Source organism: Paenibacillus sp. NRS-1760, from assembly GCF_050467785.1.
Classification (GTDB): Bacteria; Bacillota; Bacilli; order Paenibacillales; family Paenibacillaceae; genus Pristimantibacillus.
Map to the genome: position 1 here is coordinate 660,722 of NZ_JBITPK010000021.1, position 16,629 is coordinate 677,350.

At 51.0% G+C, this 16,629-nt stretch carries 12 protein-coding genes; 2 read left to right on the plus strand and 10 right to left on the minus strand.

Annotated features, from left to right (window positions below; all coding sequences use genetic code 11):
* Positions 1 to 119: 119 nt before the first annotated feature.
* The 6 genes from ACIFSR_RS30825 to ACIFSR_RS30850 form a co-directional block, all read right to left on the minus strand.
* On the minus strand, positions 120 to 3,149 hold the full coding sequence (locus ACIFSR_RS30825; protein WP_430062572.1) for a glycoside hydrolase family 2 TIM barrel-domain containing protein: 3,030 nt from the start codon (positions 3,147 to 3,149) through the stop codon (positions 120 to 122).
* 158 nt (positions 3,150 to 3,307) lie between these two features.
* Entirely contained in the window at positions 3,308 to 4,114 is an 807-nt protein-coding gene (locus tag ACIFSR_RS30830) for a sugar phosphate isomerase/epimerase family protein (RefSeq protein WP_430062575.1), read from the minus strand.
* Between the two features lie 15 nt (positions 4,115 to 4,129).
* Positions 4,130 to 4,933, minus strand: a complete 804-nt coding sequence (locus tag ACIFSR_RS30835) for an SDR family oxidoreductase (RefSeq protein ID WP_430062578.1) — start codon at positions 4,931 to 4,933, stop codon at positions 4,130 to 4,132.
* A 28-nt stretch (positions 4,934 to 4,961) separates the two neighbouring features.
* Positions 4,962 to 5,729, minus strand: a complete 768-nt coding sequence (locus tag ACIFSR_RS30840) for an SDR family oxidoreductase (RefSeq protein WP_430062581.1) — start codon at positions 5,727 to 5,729, stop codon at positions 4,962 to 4,964.
* A 15-nt stretch (positions 5,730 to 5,744) separates the two neighbouring features.
* Positions 5,745 to 6,761: a zinc-dependent alcohol dehydrogenase gene (locus tag ACIFSR_RS30845; RefSeq protein WP_430062584.1), complete on the minus strand. Its 1,017-nt coding sequence runs from the start codon at positions 6,759 to 6,761 to the stop codon at positions 5,745 to 5,747.
* A 23-nt stretch (positions 6,762 to 6,784) separates the two neighbouring features.
* Complete coding sequence (locus tag ACIFSR_RS30850) at positions 6,785 to 7,888, minus strand: mandelate racemase/muconate lactonizing enzyme family protein (protein ID WP_430062586.1); 1,104 nt, start codon at positions 7,886 to 7,888, stop codon at positions 6,785 to 6,787.
* A 190-nt stretch (positions 7,889 to 8,078) separates the two neighbouring features.
* Here ACIFSR_RS30850 and ACIFSR_RS30855 point away from each other — a divergent pair, with 190 nt between their 5' ends.
* A complete protein-coding gene (locus ACIFSR_RS30855; protein WP_430062589.1) occupies positions 8,079 to 8,867 on the plus strand; it encodes an IclR family transcriptional regulator in 789 nt (262 codons plus the stop codon).
* Positions 8,868 to 8,960: 93 nt separating this feature from the next.
* Here ACIFSR_RS30855 and ACIFSR_RS30860 read toward each other — a convergent pair whose 3' ends face one another.
* Both ACIFSR_RS30860 and ACIFSR_RS30865 read right to left on the minus strand, forming a co-directional pair.
* Positions 8,961 to 10,058: a glycoside hydrolase family 117 protein gene (locus tag ACIFSR_RS30860; protein ID WP_430062592.1), complete on the minus strand. Its 1,098-nt coding sequence runs from the start codon at positions 10,056 to 10,058 to the stop codon at positions 8,961 to 8,963.
* A gap of 850 nt (positions 10,059 to 10,908) precedes the next feature.
* On the minus strand, positions 10,909 to 11,739 hold the full coding sequence (locus ACIFSR_RS30865) for a phytanoyl-CoA dioxygenase family protein (RefSeq protein ID WP_430062595.1): 831 nt from the start codon (positions 11,737 to 11,739) through the stop codon (positions 10,909 to 10,911).
* A gap of 139 nt (positions 11,740 to 11,878) precedes the next feature.
* On the opposite strand from ACIFSR_RS30865, the gene ACIFSR_RS30870 reads away from it, so the two are divergent.
* A complete protein-coding gene (locus tag ACIFSR_RS30870) occupies positions 11,879 to 12,766 on the plus strand; it encodes an AraC family transcriptional regulator (RefSeq protein WP_430062598.1) in 888 nt (295 codons plus the stop codon).
* Positions 12,767 to 13,199: 433 nt separating this feature from the next.
* On the opposite strand, the gene ACIFSR_RS30875 is transcribed toward ACIFSR_RS30870, so the two are convergent.
* Positions 13,200 to 14,261 carry a glycoside hydrolase family 117 protein gene (locus ACIFSR_RS30875; protein WP_430062601.1) on the minus strand — a complete coding sequence of 354 codons (1,062 nt, stop codon included), beginning with the start codon at positions 14,259 to 14,261 and terminating at the stop codon, positions 13,200 to 13,202.
* A 31-nt stretch (positions 14,262 to 14,292) separates the two neighbouring features.
* Positions 14,293 to 16,539, minus strand: a complete 2,247-nt coding sequence (locus ACIFSR_RS30880) for an FAD-dependent oxidoreductase (protein ID WP_430062604.1) — start codon at positions 16,537 to 16,539, stop codon at positions 14,293 to 14,295.
* Positions 16,540 to 16,629 lie beyond the last annotated feature (90 nt).

Consider the following 16,629-nt stretch of genomic DNA (forward strand, 5'->3'; position numbering starts at 1 on the left):
ATAACTGCTTTTAATTACAGAACAATGACTCGAAAATATATTTTATATAATTATTTTCGGAACATTGTTCCGATTTGAGTTGATTATACAGTTGGAGGCTGCGGGCGTCAATACCATTTTTATTCATCTTCCTTGAACACGGGTCTTAAGGTGAATTGGAAGTCAAACTGCTTCTCATTCAGCTGATACTTGTCCAACAGCTTAGGACCACAGGAGTGCGAGCCCACGCCGCTCATCTTGTAATCAAGCTGAACGATTGTTTCCTGCCTCTTCCGCAGCTCATACGTATGCTTGGCTGCTGTCAGATCCTGAGGCAAATAGTTCGAGACATTAAACGAGAAGGCTTCAGCGCTGTCCATCAGCAGCCCCATGCCGAGCTCATTGGATACGACGGCCCATTCCGTGCCCCATCTGGAGCCGTTCTCCTGCGGCATAATATAACGTTCGCCCATCTCGTCTACATGCTGCAGGTACCGGCCCTTGCGAACACTCTGCCGCTTGTCTGCATAGCTCTCATGCGGACCGTAGCCAACATAATCCACGGTGTTCATCGATGCAGGCATTCTAAGCTGCAGGCCGAAGCGAGGCAGGAAGTCAATCTCCTCCTTCACCTGAACGCTTGTCTTCACCGTCAGCGCGCCCTCTGCATCCATATGCCACTTCGCAACACCGCGTACAATCGGCTTACGGGTATAGATGCCTAAGGAAAACTCTGTTGTGACAACTACCTCGTTATCACTTATCTGCTCCCAATCGCAGCGATAGACCTTCATGCTCGCATGCTCCAAGCCTTCATACGTCCATCTCGAGACCAGCGGCCTGTCGTTATCCAGCGGAGCCCGCCACATATTGAAGGATAGAGGCTGCTCCAGCAGCTCTACGCCATGTCTCGTCAGTTGATCCGGCATCCCCCTCCTCAGATCGAAGGAATGGCTGAAGTCGAAGCCCTCTACAAGCAGCTTGCGGTCTTGCTCTCGCACTCGAATAGAGGTATGAGTGGCCTTGCATTCGTACGGCTGTTGTCCTTGACTTTCCTGATTCGTCTTCACTTCAAATTGCTGGAACATAATCTCATGGCCGCGCTCCGCCCACAGACTCTGTCTCGCCTCGCAGCAAGACAGCGTCAAGCAGAGCGTTCCTCGTGCCAGAATATCCGATTGGAACACCAGTTGAACCTCTTCGCCGGAATGAGGAGCGGTACGCAGACCGCGCAGCTCGCCTTGCTCGATTAACACCCCATCACGCTCCAGCTTCCAGTAGAAGACCAGGTGGGATAGATCGATAAAGTCATACAGATTGCGGACAAGCAGGCGCCCCTTCTCCAGCTCGATGGCTTCGATTCGAACAGGCGCAATTACCTGCTTCAGCTCAAGCAGCCCCGTATGCGGCGTACGATCTGGAGCTACGAGTCCATCAATGCAGAAATTGCCGTCATGCGGCTTCTCGCCGAAGTCTCCGCCGTAGGCATAATACGTGTCGCCATGTTCCGTCTTCCTCTCAATGCCGTGGTCGCACCACTCCCACACACAGCCGCCCATTAGCTTCGGCTCGGCATAAATAACATTCCAATAGTCGAGCAGATCGCCAGGGCCATTACCCATGGCATGGCTGTACTCGCACAAGAACAGCGGCTTACCCTTCGACTCATCCTTCGCATAAGCCTCAATCTCAGGTACAGACGCATACATCCGGCTCTCCATGTCGAGTGCGCTTGTATCCGGATGACCAAGGTATAAGGAAGCTGCTCCCTCATAATGGACCGGCCTTGCGCTGTCCCTCTCCCTCGTCCACTTCGCCATTGCAATATGATTGGGCCCATATCCGGACTCGTTGCCCATCGACCAGATCACCACGCAAGGGTTGTTTTTGTCGCGCTCCACCATACGAACCGCCCGATCGACGAAGGCTTCCTCCCAATCCGGGTTGTTCGACAGCTGATGGAAGTCCGTGTAAGACTGCATCCCTAGCCCCTTCGCCATGTTGTCCCAATTGTCGGCGATGGCTAACCCATGACATTCCAGGTCCGCTTCGTCCACCACATAGAAGCCGTATTCATTGCAGAGCTCCAGAAATCTGGGATCATTGGGATAATGAGATGCCCGAATGGTATTGATATTGTGGCGCTTCATCACCTGAAGATCCTGAATCATATGCTGCAGAGGAATGGTCTGGCCAAGGCTTGGATGGGAATCGTGACGATTGACGCCCTTCAGCTTAACGGGTACGCCATTGATCTGGAACACGCCCTCTTGAATCTCCACTCGGCGGAAGCCAACGCTGAAGCGCAGCACCTCTTCACCCGAGGACAAAAGGAGCTCATATAGCACCGGCTGCTCCGCACTCCAGAGCTGCGGGTCCAGCACCTGCATAGGAAGCAGTCCCGCTTGCCCTATTTCACCTTGCGCCGCGGCTATTTCAATACCGCTTGGATCTCGCAGAACAGCTTGTACAACAGCGCCGCCGGCCATCTCCAGCTCGATATTCAGCTGAGCCTCCCGGTCGCCGTTCAGCAGCGTTGTACGCACGAACACGTCGCGAATATGCGCCTTGTCCCTCGCCAGCATATACACATCACGGAATATGCCCGTGTATCTCCACAAATCCTGATCCTCGAGGTAAGTGCCATCACAAAATTTCAGCACCATAACCGCCATCCGGTTAACGCCAGAGACAAGGTGCTTGCTGATATTGAACTCGGCAGGCACCCGGCTTCCTTGGCTATAGCCGACGAAGCTTCCGTTCACCCATAGATAGAAACACGCATTCACACCCTCGAACACCACATACTTCTCCTTGTCCGTCCAATCCGGTGAGAGGTTGAACTCCCGAATGTACAGCCCTGCCGGATTATCATCCGGAACAAACGGAGGATCGCATGGGATTGTATAATTGAGGTTCGAATAGTGCATTTGATCATATCCGTTGTTCTGCCAGCAAGAGGGCACCAATAAGGAGGACCAGCTTCCCGCATCATAGTCTGCCTCGTAGAAGCTTTCGCGTACTTCCTCAAAACTTCCATGATATTGAAATTTCCATGAACCGTTTAATGTCTGATAGTAGGGAGAGCGTCCCCGCTTCCGCGATGCAGCTTCTTCCGCATCCGCATACGGAATGTAGTACGCCCTGGGCTTCTCTCTGTTGATGTGCAACTTACGGGGGTCTTCCCAATATTTGTCAATCTCTAGCAACGTTATCACTCCCACTTCTAGTTATTGTGAAATGTATAGCTGATACGAAGAGCACTCGTTTCCTAAGGATCCGAGTGCTCTATCATGTTATTCATGCTGGCATGCTGTCCCTTGCCCGTTCAGGATATCCATGCCTGAGAATTCGATCTCACCCTGTCCGCAATCCATTCATTAACATCCCAAAGATCCGCTACCGGCTGCTTCGTATAAGCCAGTGTCGGCATATATGGAACAGGTCCAAATTCCGGCGTCATCGTACTGACCGATTCGCCTTGCGTCAGTCGGCAGTTGAACATACGCTTCCACCAGCCTTCGAAGCGCTCCCGTTCCGCTGTCCACTCCGGGGCTCCCGGATGCGGAACCTGAGGGCCTTGGGAGAAGCCGATTCTGCCGTGGATATGATGAGTGTGAGCGATAGCCAGCGCAATTTCCTCCTCCATATCATGAAGGAGTGACTCACATACATTCGTCCAATGGCTGAAGTCCGCCGTAATTCGTAATTCCGGGAACTTGCTCAGCAATCTCGCCGTTGTCCAAGGTGAGAACATCGCCCGATGCCTATGGGTCTCATGTGCAACAACAATGCCGATGTCCGACTCTACACGCAGCGCAGCCTCGAAGAACCGGTCTTGCTCACTGTCGCTCATACGGTCACGAGCACTATGTGACACAATGAGCGCAGGCCGGAAGCCGGAAGCTCTCTCCACTTGCTCCTTGAAGGATTGGATATGGTCTTCGCCGCCGGTGAAGATCTGGGCAATATAAGCAAGCGAATACATCTGAAGCGCTTCACGGAAGGCTTCCTCCTGCTCGGGCAGAGGCATAGGCGCTTCAATGCCATAATAGCCCGCATCTGCCGCCCGCTTGAATTGTTCACGATACGTGCCTTCCATTCCCCAAAGCGCTTTGTATAATTGTAGTTTCATGGATATCTCCTTTTCTCAGCCATTCAAACGCAGCTTATACAAATCGGGTTCAAGGGAACCCTCCTCGGTAATCGGATCGTAGATGGTTAGGATACGACCATGGTACTTGTCGGCTAAACCCTCCGCCAGCTTGTAGGCGCAAGCGGGGGCATCCTGGGGATCCGCCGCACCGTTTCGCAGCCACTCCTCCATATCGGGAAAGTATCTCTGCCCTTCCGGAGTGGATCGAAGCGCCCTGGTCATCTCCGAATCGTTAAGTCCGGGATTAAGAGCAAACACCTTGATCTGCGCTCCAAGCTCGTCAAGCTCCTCTGCAAGATTCTCCGTAAGCCTTGCTACCGCCGTCTTCGCCGTTCCATAGGCGTTGCTAAACTTCATCGCATGAGTTGTTCCGCCGCCAATCAAGTTAATGATGCGGCCGAAGCCCTGTCTGAGCATCACGGGGACAATAGCACGAATGCCGTGAAAAGTCCCTCCGAGATTAATAGCTAGGTCGTCGGCCCATGCGTCTGGATCAATCTCCCACGTTGGACCGATCGCACGATTGACACCTGCGTTATTAATCCAGACATGAACGGCACCATGCTCTGACTCCACATGACTGACAAGCTCTCTGATCTCCTGGTATCTTCGAACATCCACCTGGAAGACCTGCCCGGGAACAGGGAACACAGCTAGCTCCTCCTGAAGGGTATGGATGCGTTCCGCATCTCTGCCCGTGCCGATTACCCGATACCCTCTATCTGCAAAATAAAGCGCCATGTTGCGACCAATTCCGCTCGTCGCTCCCGTAATGACAACTGTTCTTGTCTCCCTCACCAAATGTCCCCTCTTTCTAATGAGGATATTATCTGCCCATCCAGCCGCCATCCACCGTGATGATGGTGCCCGTTACATAATCCGAAGCAGAGGAAGCCAGATAGATGACCGCTCCGTTCAGATCCTCCGGTCTTCCCCAGCGAGCTGCTGGAATCCGGCCAAGGATCGCCTCATAGCGGGCAGGGTCCTGACGCAGCTGCTCGGTATTATCCGTCTCAATATAGCCGGGTGCAATCGCATTCACCTGCACACCCCGCGAGGACCATTCATTCGCCAGCGCCTTCGTCAGCTGTCCAATGCCGCCCTTGCTGGCTGCATACCCCGGTACGTTGATGCCGCCTTGATACGTAAGCAGAGATGCAGTGAATATGATTTTGCCCGCTCCACGCATCAGCATGCCCTGTCCAACCTCCCGCGCCAATATAAATTGGGAGTTCAGGTTCACTTCGATTACATGATCCCAATAATCATCTGGATGCTCCGCCGCCGGCTTGCGCATGATCGTGCCGGCATTGTTGACCATAATATCGATATCAGCATGCTCTTCCTTCAGCTTGGCGATGAATGCATACAGCGCGTTACGGTCGCTGAAGTCGCAGGCATAACCGGCGAAGCTTCGGCCCGTCTGGCGAACCTCCTGCTCCACCTCACTCCCTGGCTCCAGAGTTGCGCTCACGCCGACGATATCCGCGCCAGCCTGCGCTAGCGCAATCGCCATGGATTTGCCGATGCCTCGCTTACAGCCCGTCACTAATGCTTTTTTGCCCCGCAGTGAAAAAATATCCATTATATCCATCCCGCTACCTCCCGCTTAATTGCACTGAATAAGAACCTTCATCACGCCGCTGCCGGATTCCATCTGCTCGAAGCCCGCTTGAATTTGCTCGATCGGATAAACCTCGCTAATCAGACGGTCAAGCTTAAGCTTGCCGCTCGCCGCAAGCTGAATCGCTTGCTCGAAGTCCTCATGCTCATACACGCGTGCACCGAACAACTGCAGCTCTCTCCAGAAGAAGCGATGCAAATCTACCGGAACAGGCTTGCTGAAGATGCCTACAATAACAATTCGCCCTCTTACCTTAGGCAGCTTGGTCATCACCTCAGCGCCCGCCAGCGAGGAGGTCACCTCGAACACCACATCGGCGCCCTTGCCGCCTGTTGCCTCCTGCACATATTCCGCCAGATCCCGTTCCTTGGAGTTGCAGGTTTCGAAGCCCAGGTCAGCCAGCAGCTGCAGCCGGTATGGATTAATCTCGGCCACAACAACTCGTGCGCCAGCAGCACGGGCAACAAGCGCTATCAACGTGCCGATGGGCCCTCCGCCGATCACAACGGCATATTCACCCGGCGCCACCTTGCCCAATCGAACATCATGACAAGCCACGGCCAGAGGCTCAATCATCGCGCCATGCTGCAGGCTGAGCTCATCTGGCAGCCTATGCAGCGTGCTTGCGGGAACGGTCCAATACGATTGGAACGCGCCGTCTGTCTCGATTCCCATGAACTGAAGACGATGACAGATATGGCTGCAGCCGTCTTGACAAGCCGGACATTCGCCGCATGGTCCGAGCGGCTTCACCGTTACTTTGTCGCCTGGCTTATAAGCCGTTACTTCTCCGCCAATTCGCTCGATGACGCCTGACATTTCGTGTCCCATGACTTGCGGCATCGTAACACGATGATCCATATGACCGTGATAAATATGCAGATCCGTTCCACATATGCCTGCATAGGCCACTTTGATCTCAACCTCGGCAGGTCCCGGTTCTCTCCGTGAGCCTGTGCCTACTACTATTTTTTTGTTTCCCTCATAGAATGCAGCTTGCATCGTCTTCACTCCCTGTTAGATGATTAGAATAGTTGTTTATATGGCTGAAGCAGCTCCCAGCGGAATTCCACACCCGTGCCGGGTACATCCGGCGCTACGGCTCTTCCGTCCTCAATAACAAGCGGCCGCTTCGTATATTGATCAATCGGGAAGCTATGAACCTCCAGGTACGAAGCGTTCGGCATCGCAGACATTAAGCTGACGTGCAGCTCCTGCATGCCGTGTGTGCACACGGGCAAATTGTAAGCGTAAGCAAGATTCGCAATCTTCAGCCAGCCGGTTACTCCGCCAATATTGGAGGCATCAGGCTGCGGGAAATCAATCTTGCCGCGAGTAATCATATTCACGAATTCATAGACGGTATGGAAGTTCTCTCCAGCCGCAATAGGCAAGCCGCCCTCCGCACCGATACGACGGTACCCATCATAATCATCCGGAATCGTCGGCTCCTCCAGCCAGAAGATATCATGCGGCGCTAACAGCTTAGCCGCTTTGATAGACGTCTCAACCGACCACTTCATATTAGCGTCCACCATGAAGGTCCGATCTGGCCCAATCAGCTCTCTGACTGCAGCTACCCGTTCAATATCCTCCGCAAGACGCTCTTGACCAAGCTTAATCTTCACCGCCTGGAAACCTTTATCCATATATCCTTGAATATTGGACAGCAGCTTCTCCTTGGTGAAATTGAGATCAATCGCCCCTGCGTAAGCCTTCGTAGATGAGGCATTGCCGCCAAGCAGCTTCCATAGAGGCTCATTGCAGCTCTTGCCGCGAAGATCCCATAAGGCGATATCGATGGCAGAGATTGCGAATGAGGCGATTCCCCCTCGTCCTACATAATGAATCTTCCAATTCATCTCTTCCCAATGCTTCTCGATGCAGCTGGCGTCCTTCCCCAGCAGGAAGGGCTTCAGATCATGCTCGATCATCTGGCATACCGCTCTTCCTCCGACGCCTCCGGTATAGGTATAACCAACACCCTCACTGCCATTCTCCAATACAATCGTGACGGTTATTAATTCGAAGTGCGAATGAATCCCATGCCGCGCATCTCCCAACTGCTCAGCCAGAGGCACGAGGAAATAGTCCGTTTGAATATCCGTGATCCGTTTTGCATTTGCCATATTGTTCACCCTCTATTATCAATGATCGGAATCTATTCGTTCCAATTAATTAAATGTTATTACAGTCTAATAGTTAAGTCAATATAAAATCGGAACAATATATCAATTTATAAATGAGATTGACTGATATCAAAACATTATTTAAAATAACGGAATAGAGATGAAATGAAAGAAGGTGCTTTCTTTGAGCATGGAAACGAATAAAACGAGCTCCACGTTAGAACGCGCGCTATTCCTGCTTGAGCAGCTCGCTTTAAACAAAGGGGGATCCGGAATTGGCGAATTGTCGGAAGCGACTCAGCTTCCCAAAAGCACAACACACCGTATATTGGAGACACTAATGAAGGCAGGCTTTGTGATGCAGGAGCCGTCAACGGAGAAATATTTTGTAGGCCTCAAGGCTATCGAGATCGGTATGGCGGGTCTTCATAATATCGATCTCGTGGAAGCCGCGATCCCCCACCTGCAAGATCTCGCTGCGCAGACGGGCCAAACCGCGTTTCTCGCTGTTTATAATGAAGGCGAAGTTATCTATATCTATAAGGTCGATGGAAGTGCCTCTGTCATTATGAATGCGATTCTCGGCTCAAGGAATCCCGTTCACTGCACGGGTCTCGGGAAAGCCATTATGGCTTACTTTTCTCTGGAAGCAGTAGATAAGATTGTCAGTGAGAAAGGACTGCAGCGATACACAACAACTACCATTACAGACCATCAGCAGTTCCTGCAAGAGCTTAGCAAGATCAGACAGTCGGGCATTGCCATCAACCGCGAGGAATATGATGATGGCTTGAGCTCCATTGCCGGTCCCGTTTTTAATTACACCGGCAAGGTGATTGCGGCTATCAGCGTAGCGGGACCAACTGCCCGAATATTCGACAAGCAGGATGAACTGGAAGCACACGTCAAGGAGAAGTCCTCACTAATCTCCAAGCGGCTAGGCTTTGTTCCCTCTATGCGTTCGGTCTACCTCTCCTGACATCAGGAATGGACGTTGCCTCTCAGGCAGCGTCCTTTTTTTCCGGCATACAAGAAGCCGAGTGTCCATTGCAGACAGCTCGGCTTACCTCACTTATTCCTTCTTCTGTTTCGCTTTTTTACCTAACCAGAGCACCTCTGGATTCACCTTGTTCGCATAATGATGCTTGTATTCCTCCACTGTTCTGAATTTCAGAATATGGTTCCACTTGGAATGGACGTTATGGCATAATCCCCAGCGGATGCCTTCCAGCGGACTACGCTCTGTATCCTCTGTACGGAATGGACCAGCAGCCTCGGGTGGATTCTTGATAACGGCCTCGATTTCGAAATTAATGCCGTCATGTGCGTATTGAATCGTATTTTTCTCCGGTCCGTCTGTCGATAGAAGTCCCGCCATGCCGCCCCGGTAGTGCCAGAGCAATGTTTCGTGTCCGCTATTCGTTACCGGATTGTATTCCGACTTCACGTATGGCCCCTCCGGATGATCGGAGATCGCAACGCCCCACTTCGTCGTCCGCCCGCCGAAGTTCATCTCTTCGCCCATCTGCTCTCCCTTATAATAGAGCCAGAACTGGTTATTATAATGGAAGAGAATAGGATCATGCACCTTCAGGCTGTCGAAGTCACCTTTATGCTTCACGGTTAAGCGATTATCGTCGTCACCGAACCATTCGCCGTTCATTGCTGGACGAAGAATCGGGGTATCAACCTTGCGCCAAGGTCCCTCTGGCGACTCAGCAACTGCCATGGCAATATTTTCGTATTTCCTGAGCAGATATTGGCCTTCAATAACTTGATATACAAGATAAAACTTGCCGTCATGATGCAGAATCTCAGGCGTGAAAACACTTCGGTCATCGTATGAGCCCTTGGGGCCTCGGCCGACTGCAAGCCCTTGTTCCGTCCAGGTCTTGCTATCTGGAGAGCTTGCATACCATACCTCGGATTGATCCCAAGGGAACACCTTGGCTTCCGGATCGCCTGTATTGAAACCAACGGCTTCTCCTACCGACTTGGTATACCATACATAGAACAGATCCCCTACCTTGATCACACTGCTCGGGTCACGGCGGTGAACGCCCTCTTCATAACCAAGACCTTCAACCGGCTCATACGTAAACTCACAGAACCAGTCGGCATTTTTAGTATATTGTTTGCCTCGAATCGTCGCAGCGCTTTCTTTTTTCATCTTGCAACCTTCTCCCTCGTGAATGTTGTAAAACCTTAAACCATTTTTCAAAGAATATCCACTATTTTCGGAATTGATTTCATTTTATGCTAACAATTAAATTATAACTCTCTCTTCTACTCTGGTCAATCATCCATTTGAAAATTCAAGGGAAAAAATACAACGAGATAGCTTAGCTCGTATTTCCTTATTCAAGCAAGCTTACATTATATTTGTTCCAAAATTTTATCCAAACTCTCATGCGGTAAAGGTTAAAGGGTATCAGGTATCAGGTATCAGGTAACGGTTTCGATAACCTTTACATTATTACCATGCCAACAAGAAAAAAAATCCTACAACCCTTCAACTCGGACTTCACCTTAGCCGTCATCTCGGCGGAGATATTGGTTACCGAACGAATTGTCCATCAGACATACTGACTCTCTCGAATTGCACCTTGTTTTGGGCTACTTTCTCCTGCATCCCAATCTGCATGTTTGAAGAGCTGCAAAGACAAAGTAGGCCGATCCGACAATTAACTGCAAAACATGCAGGTAATTTGTAATACCATGACCATTTCAAAACATTTACCTGCAAAACATACAGTTAAAATTAGCTCAAACCGCTCATTTCCCCAGAAACCACGAAATTAACTGTATGTTATGCATTTAGTAACTTCTATTTTAGGCCCATCGAAAAAATAACTGTACTTAGTGCATTTAAAGAGCGAGTAGACAAGCTAAGCTCATAATGAGAAGTATAGGGAATGTGAGGTGACATCATATTCTTGCATCTTGCATTCCTATCTTCCAAAAAAACACCCGCATTCTGCCGATAGCGACAAAATGCGAGTGAGTGCGGTCATGGAAGCTTATTCGCTCTTCTTATAAATAATCGGGTTCAGCTTGCTTGCTGCAACATCGCCAGGTGCAAGTCCTGGCAGCCACTTCTGCAAGTCAGTCTTGCGAGCGTTCGTGTCCGGCTCGATGACCTTCGCATCATCCGCGTAATAAATAACCGTCATAACCTCACGCATCGTGTTGGTAGGATTACCTGGTGCGCTGTGCAGTGTCCAGCCGTAATGCCAGGTTGCGTCGCCTGCTTCCAGCGCGCCGTAATTTTCAACCTCAAGTCCCTTAGCCTCGATATATTGACTAAGCGTTTTTTGGGATTCATCGGAAATCGCCAGCTTGCTAATATAACCAAACTTATGGGAGCCGTTAGCGAAGTTCATTGAGCCGACTTCCTCGGATACAGGAACGAGCGGCATCCACATCGTAACGAAGTTATCGGTATCTACAGGCCAATAGATTTGGTCCTGATGCCATGGCGTGATACCGCCTCCTGGCTCCTTGAACAGCGCTTGATCGTGATAAATCCGAACGCCGTCTACACCCAGCAGCTCAGCAGCAATCTTGGCGAATCGGCGTGCATAGACGAAGCGCTGGATTTCAGCGGATTGCTCCCATATATTAGACACTTGAATGAAGGCTTTGCCGTAAGTGTCACGCTCCTCGATTGGCTTGTTGTGATAGTTCAGCTCTTTCACTTTCTCGCCAATGATGGGACGGTATACGTCGATCTCCTCGCTCGATGCCACTTGATTCAGCTTGATATGTCCCTTTTCCTGGAACAGTTGAATTTGCTCTGTAGTCAGCTCATAATCACTTGTTAGTTCTGGCAGCTTATTCAAATCCGACATTATCAATCACTCCTCATATTGTTGTTCGACTCTTGATATCCCTTATGTTATCATGGGTTTACTTGTTTGTATTTGAACGATTGAGGTCAATAGTTGCACTTTACCGACTTGACCGACTTGTGAAACAGGGGGATTCAAGATGCAAGCAACAGCTGAGATCAGACGATTAAATCCGGTTGTTCACTGGGCGCAGCAGCATAGGCAATCGAGGGAACGCATCATCAATCGGCGTATCAGAGATTTCGAAATCCTCTTGTTGGAGCATGGCGAAGTCGAGGTCCAGATTGAATCGGAAGCACCATTCCGAGTTCAGCCTGGTCAGTTTTTCCTGTTGCCCGCGGAGCTCCAGCACCGGGTTGAAGTGCTGTCTGAGCCGGATGCGCTCTTCCTGGGCGTTCACTTTGACTTTTACAATGAGCTCCATATCGCGAAGGACGAAGACATTATTGTCTCTCTCGAACATCACGAGGACGATTATCATTACTGCAGCATGCCCCAGTCAGCGGAATTCCTGGAATGGATGAACGCCGGCAGCCTGCACGCGACCTCCGAGGTGTACAGCCTGCTTGAAGCCGTCATCCACGAGTTTACATACCGGCCGGCAGGCTATATGATGTGCTGCCAGGGCCTCCTGCTGCAGCTGTTCTCTCATCTGTCGAGAGCCATTCACCAGCGTCAACGGGCAGTCGCAAGCGCAGGCATGCAGCAGGCCATAGCTGAATTAGCCTCTGCTATAGAGCAGAATGCGGGGGAGTTGTGGTCTAATGAGAGAATGGCGGACATGCTGAATATTAACGTGGATTATATGGGACGCCTGTTCAAAAAATGTATGGGCATCAGTCCCAACAAATTTGTCCAGGGGATCCGTCACACCCGGGCGAAACGACTGCTCCGAGATACGAACGACACCATCGAATGGATCGGCCATGCGATCGGTTATGCCGATGTGCATTACTTTGTCCGGATATTTCACAAGTGGGAGGGCATGCCTCCAGGTGAATATCGCAAGTTCTGCAGGTTGCTGTAGATTGTGGATGTAACGTTGCCCCAGGCACCGCATGGAGCGGCTTGTTACAGCTCCCATCTTTAATGGACATGATGTAACGTTAGAACTCTATATTAAGATGTTTGAATTGCTTACGGACATTATCCACCGCTAGAGCGCTCAAGTGAGCCTAAACCCCCACCATGTTGTCTAGTAAGAAGACAATATGTCCGTTAGAGATTCAATTATGCCATTCAACCCGTTTGCGGTAATAAAATGTCCGTTAGAACTCAAAGTTCACGGATAAGACACGTCTCTCCATGTCCATTGCTCACTCATGGGCATCGCGCCTCTCCTCTACAATTCAAAAAAAGCATGCCCAATCTTGACTGGTGCACAAGATCAACGGCATGCTTCTTCTGATTCGAATCTAGTACCTATCGTTCTTTCTAAGTTTGTCTTCGACTTTATAATTCTAATGATTCATATTGTTATTGCACAGATGCTTTGTCGTTTCATCCACCTCGAACCTCTGGATATAATGCCATTTGCTGTTGATCTCGTGACTGAGTCCCCAGCGCAAGCCTTCCAGCGGATGAATATCCGGGTTATCCGTGCGGAATGGGCCTGCCGCTTCCGGCGGATGCTCGATAAAAGCTTGAATGTCGAATTGCAGCCCATCCTGGGCATATTGAATCGTATTGCGTTCCGGTCCATCCGTCGTCAACAACGCCGCCATGCCTCCCCTGTAAGGCCATAACAACGTTTCGTGACCGCTGTTCGTCACGGGATTATAGATCGATTTGGTATAAGGCCCCTCCGGCTGATCCGCCACAGCGACTCCCCATTTGGTCTCTCTGCCCGCGCAGGTTAGCTGCTCACCCATAGGATAACCTTTATAATAGAGCCAGAATTGATTGTTATAGAAGAAGAGGCATGGATCATTGGTCTTATGGCTATCGAAGTCGCCCCTATGTTTGACAAGGTGGCGGTTGTCTGTCTCTCCATACCACTCCCCATTGTTCGCAGGCGATAGAATCGGCTCACTAGCCTTCACCCATGGACCGTCAGGAGAGCTCGACTGAGCCATTCCGATATATTCCTTGGAGCGTCTCAAGTAGGGATGCTGCACAACCTGATAAACAAGGTAGTACTTGCCGTTATGGGCCAGCACCTCCGGTGTGAATACGCTCCGATCATCATAGGCGCCCCGCTCCCCACGGCCAACAGCGAGGCCGCGTTCATTCCAGTTCACCCCATCCTTGGAGGTCGCATACCAGACCTCGGACCAATCCCATGGCCACACCTTTGCATCCAAGTCGCCGGTATCGTAGCCGACGCTTGGACCCGAGGATTTGGTATACCACACATAATAGATGTCACCAACCTTGATTACACTGCTGGGATCCCGGCGGTGAATGCCTTCCTCATATCCCAGACCTGTTACGGGGGTGTACTTGAACTGGCAGTACCATGTACTATCCTTCCCGTACTCGCGTTCTCTTGCTCTGCGCATAGCCAAGCTTTCTTGTCTCATCGATAACACTCCTTGTCTGTATACTTAATCCTTATTCATACACGCGAATTTCGATTAATTCCGCACAAGGCGAGCCATTCGTCGACTCCATGACAATTCGCATACGTTTCGTGTCATTACCGGTCTCCAAACGATGCACTCTCTTGCGCTTGCGATTATCCCTTTCCCTATGCACAATCACCCAAGCTCCGTCAGCCCCCATCAGCTCAATACGGTAGTCCTTCACCAACTCCGGGATCACGTCGAACAGTGTGCGATGATGATGCAGGTTGATTAAATCCTCGTTAACATCATCATTCCAGGTCAGGTGAACTTCGCCCACACTCACGTCTCTCTCCCAGCACAGCTCCATCCATGCTTCCTCTCCCTCAAGCGGCTCAGACCGCCAGAGATTGGGTCCGCCGTAAGGCCTCACCAGCCCATTCAGCACCTTCATTTCCGAGTATGCTGTGGTTGGCGTGTTGATGCGGAAGCAGAATGGATGGCGATCCAGCTTCTCAGTCCGCCATTGCAGCACGGGCTGATCCGGCTGATCCTCAAGTCTTGGATCAACAATCGGCTGATTGCCCTTACGGAATCCAAGCACGCCGGTGAACGGCAGACTGGATCGATGCAAGAATACGCCGTCAGCTGCCTTTATGACAAGAAATGCATTTTGCACATGATCAGGATGCCATTCCAGATCAAAGCGGACCCATTGGTCTTTCCCTGGGGCAGTCTCTACCGTACAAGAGCTGACAAGCTCATGTGGCACATAGTTTTGCGGCTCGCCGGTTGCATACAGCTCTACCGTAACCGACGCAGGGCTCTCGATATCGAGCAACAGCTCTATCCCATCCAGAGAAGGTTCGACAGGGAACAGAATCCCCAGATCCTCATCCGCTGCTTCCGTCTTCATGGGATGCTCAATGCTCAGGAACTGAGTTGAACTGGAAGCCGACACTCGGGCGCCTCTCGCAAGATCGCTCTTATCTTCATTGCGAATGCCGAGCACGGAGGCGTCTTGACGAAGCAACGTTTGCTGCAGCTCCTCCAGATGATTCTGATACACCTCTCTCGGAGATATCCCGTGCAAGACGGTGAGCGCCGCCCCAGTGCCAGCGGCTTCGCCGATTACCGCGCAGGTGGCCATCACTCTTGTTGTTCCGAACGCAACATGCGTCGCGCTAATGTCCCGGCCCGCCATCAGCATGTTCCTTACATTGATGGAATAGAGAGAACGGAACGGAATATGATAATTGCCGTCCGCATGCAGATGCTTGGAGCCGCTCTCTTGCGAGTAAACCCCTTGCGGCGGATGCAGGTCGATCGACCAGCCGCCATAGGCCACCCGATCCTCGAACGGCTCTTGCGCAATAATGTCATTCTGATTCAGAATATAATCGCCGACAAATCGCCGATATTCCCGTTTGCCCGGAACCGTGCCGACCCACTCCAGCGTCATCTGCTCGGAATCGAAGCTGCCCGAGTTTTTGATATAGTCCCATATGCCATAGATAACAGCCCATAGCTCATCGCGAATACGCTCATTGTCATGTACGGTATCCATCTCGCCGCCCCACTCAATCCACCAATAGGCGCATCCGTTATCTCCGCTGCGAATAACTCGGCGAAGTGGGATGGAGGTCTCCGTGATGTCGATCGCGAAGCTCGGCTTCACGTATTTGACAGGCTTGCCCGCATCCTTCGTGTAGAAGAGCAGCGTGCTTCCGAGCGTGATGTCATCTGGAACCTCCGGCGCCCAATCTTCATTGAATTCGGCTCTTGCTTCTCGTCCCAGCCGATATTTGGCCCCGGCCAGAAAACCGACCAGACCGTCGCCCGTACAATCCACATAGGTCTTGCTCTCAAACCGGATTCGCCGCTCTGAGCCCATCATCCAGCCGGTAACAGAACGAATAACACGGTCATCAGCATCTCCTTCTGCCTCTACCTCATGAACATCCGTGTTCAGAAACAACTGAATATTTTTTTCCTTCTTCACCGTTTCATGAACAACCAGGTCCCAATAATAAGGGTTGCCCTCCGGATTCATATATTGATTCTCGACAAACATTTCCCCCATGATGCCGGTCTCCCTGGCGAAGCGATGAGTTCCGTGACCAGTCGCACCGCATACCCACACTCTAACCTCACTGCTGGAATTCCCGCCAAGCACCGGGCGATTGTTAACCAGAGCAACCGCATGGCCAAGTCTTGCAGCTGCTACGGCGGCACATACGCCGGCTAATCCGCCGCCGATAACCGCAATATCTGTTTTTATCGTTTCCAACCTCACTGCTCTCACCTCTTATATACTTTTCATTCATCATAACGTATTCACATTCCTTAAAACATGCAGTAAAATAACAATATGTATATACTTTAT

What these genes read in the sequence shown, in the direction of transcription:
- ACIFSR_RS30870 (WP_430062598.1), top strand. Translation starts at nt 11,879, where the DNA reads ATGCAAGCAACAGCTGAGATCAGACGATTAAATCCGGTTGTTCACTGG.
- ACIFSR_RS30840 (WP_430062581.1), bottom strand. Translation starts at nt 5,729, where the DNA reads ATGGATATAATGGATATTTTTTCACTGCGGGGCAAAAAAGCATTAGTG.
- ACIFSR_RS30845 (WP_430062584.1), bottom strand. Translation starts at nt 6,761, where the DNA reads ATGCAAGCTGCATTCTATGAGGGAAACAAAAAAATAGTAGTAGGCACA.
- ACIFSR_RS30875 (WP_430062601.1), bottom strand. Translation starts at nt 14,261, where the DNA reads ATGAGACAAGAAAGCTTGGCTATGCGCAGAGCAAGAGAACGCGAGTAC.
- ACIFSR_RS30855 (WP_430062589.1), top strand. Translation starts at nt 8,079, where the DNA reads ATGGAAACGAATAAAACGAGCTCCACGTTAGAACGCGCGCTATTCCTG.
- ACIFSR_RS30830 (WP_430062575.1), bottom strand. Translation starts at nt 4,114, where the DNA reads ATGAAACTACAATTATACAAAGCGCTTTGGGGAATGGAAGGCACGTAT.
- ACIFSR_RS30865 (WP_430062595.1), bottom strand. Translation starts at nt 11,739, where the DNA reads ATGTCGGATTTGAATAAGCTGCCAGAACTAACAAGTGATTATGAGCTG.
- ACIFSR_RS30850 (WP_430062586.1), bottom strand. Translation starts at nt 7,888, where the DNA reads ATGGCAAATGCAAAACGGATCACGGATATTCAAACGGACTATTTCCTC.
- ACIFSR_RS30860 (WP_430062592.1), bottom strand. Translation starts at nt 10,058, where the DNA reads ATGAAAAAAGAAAGCGCTGCGACGATTCGAGGCAAACAATATACTAAA.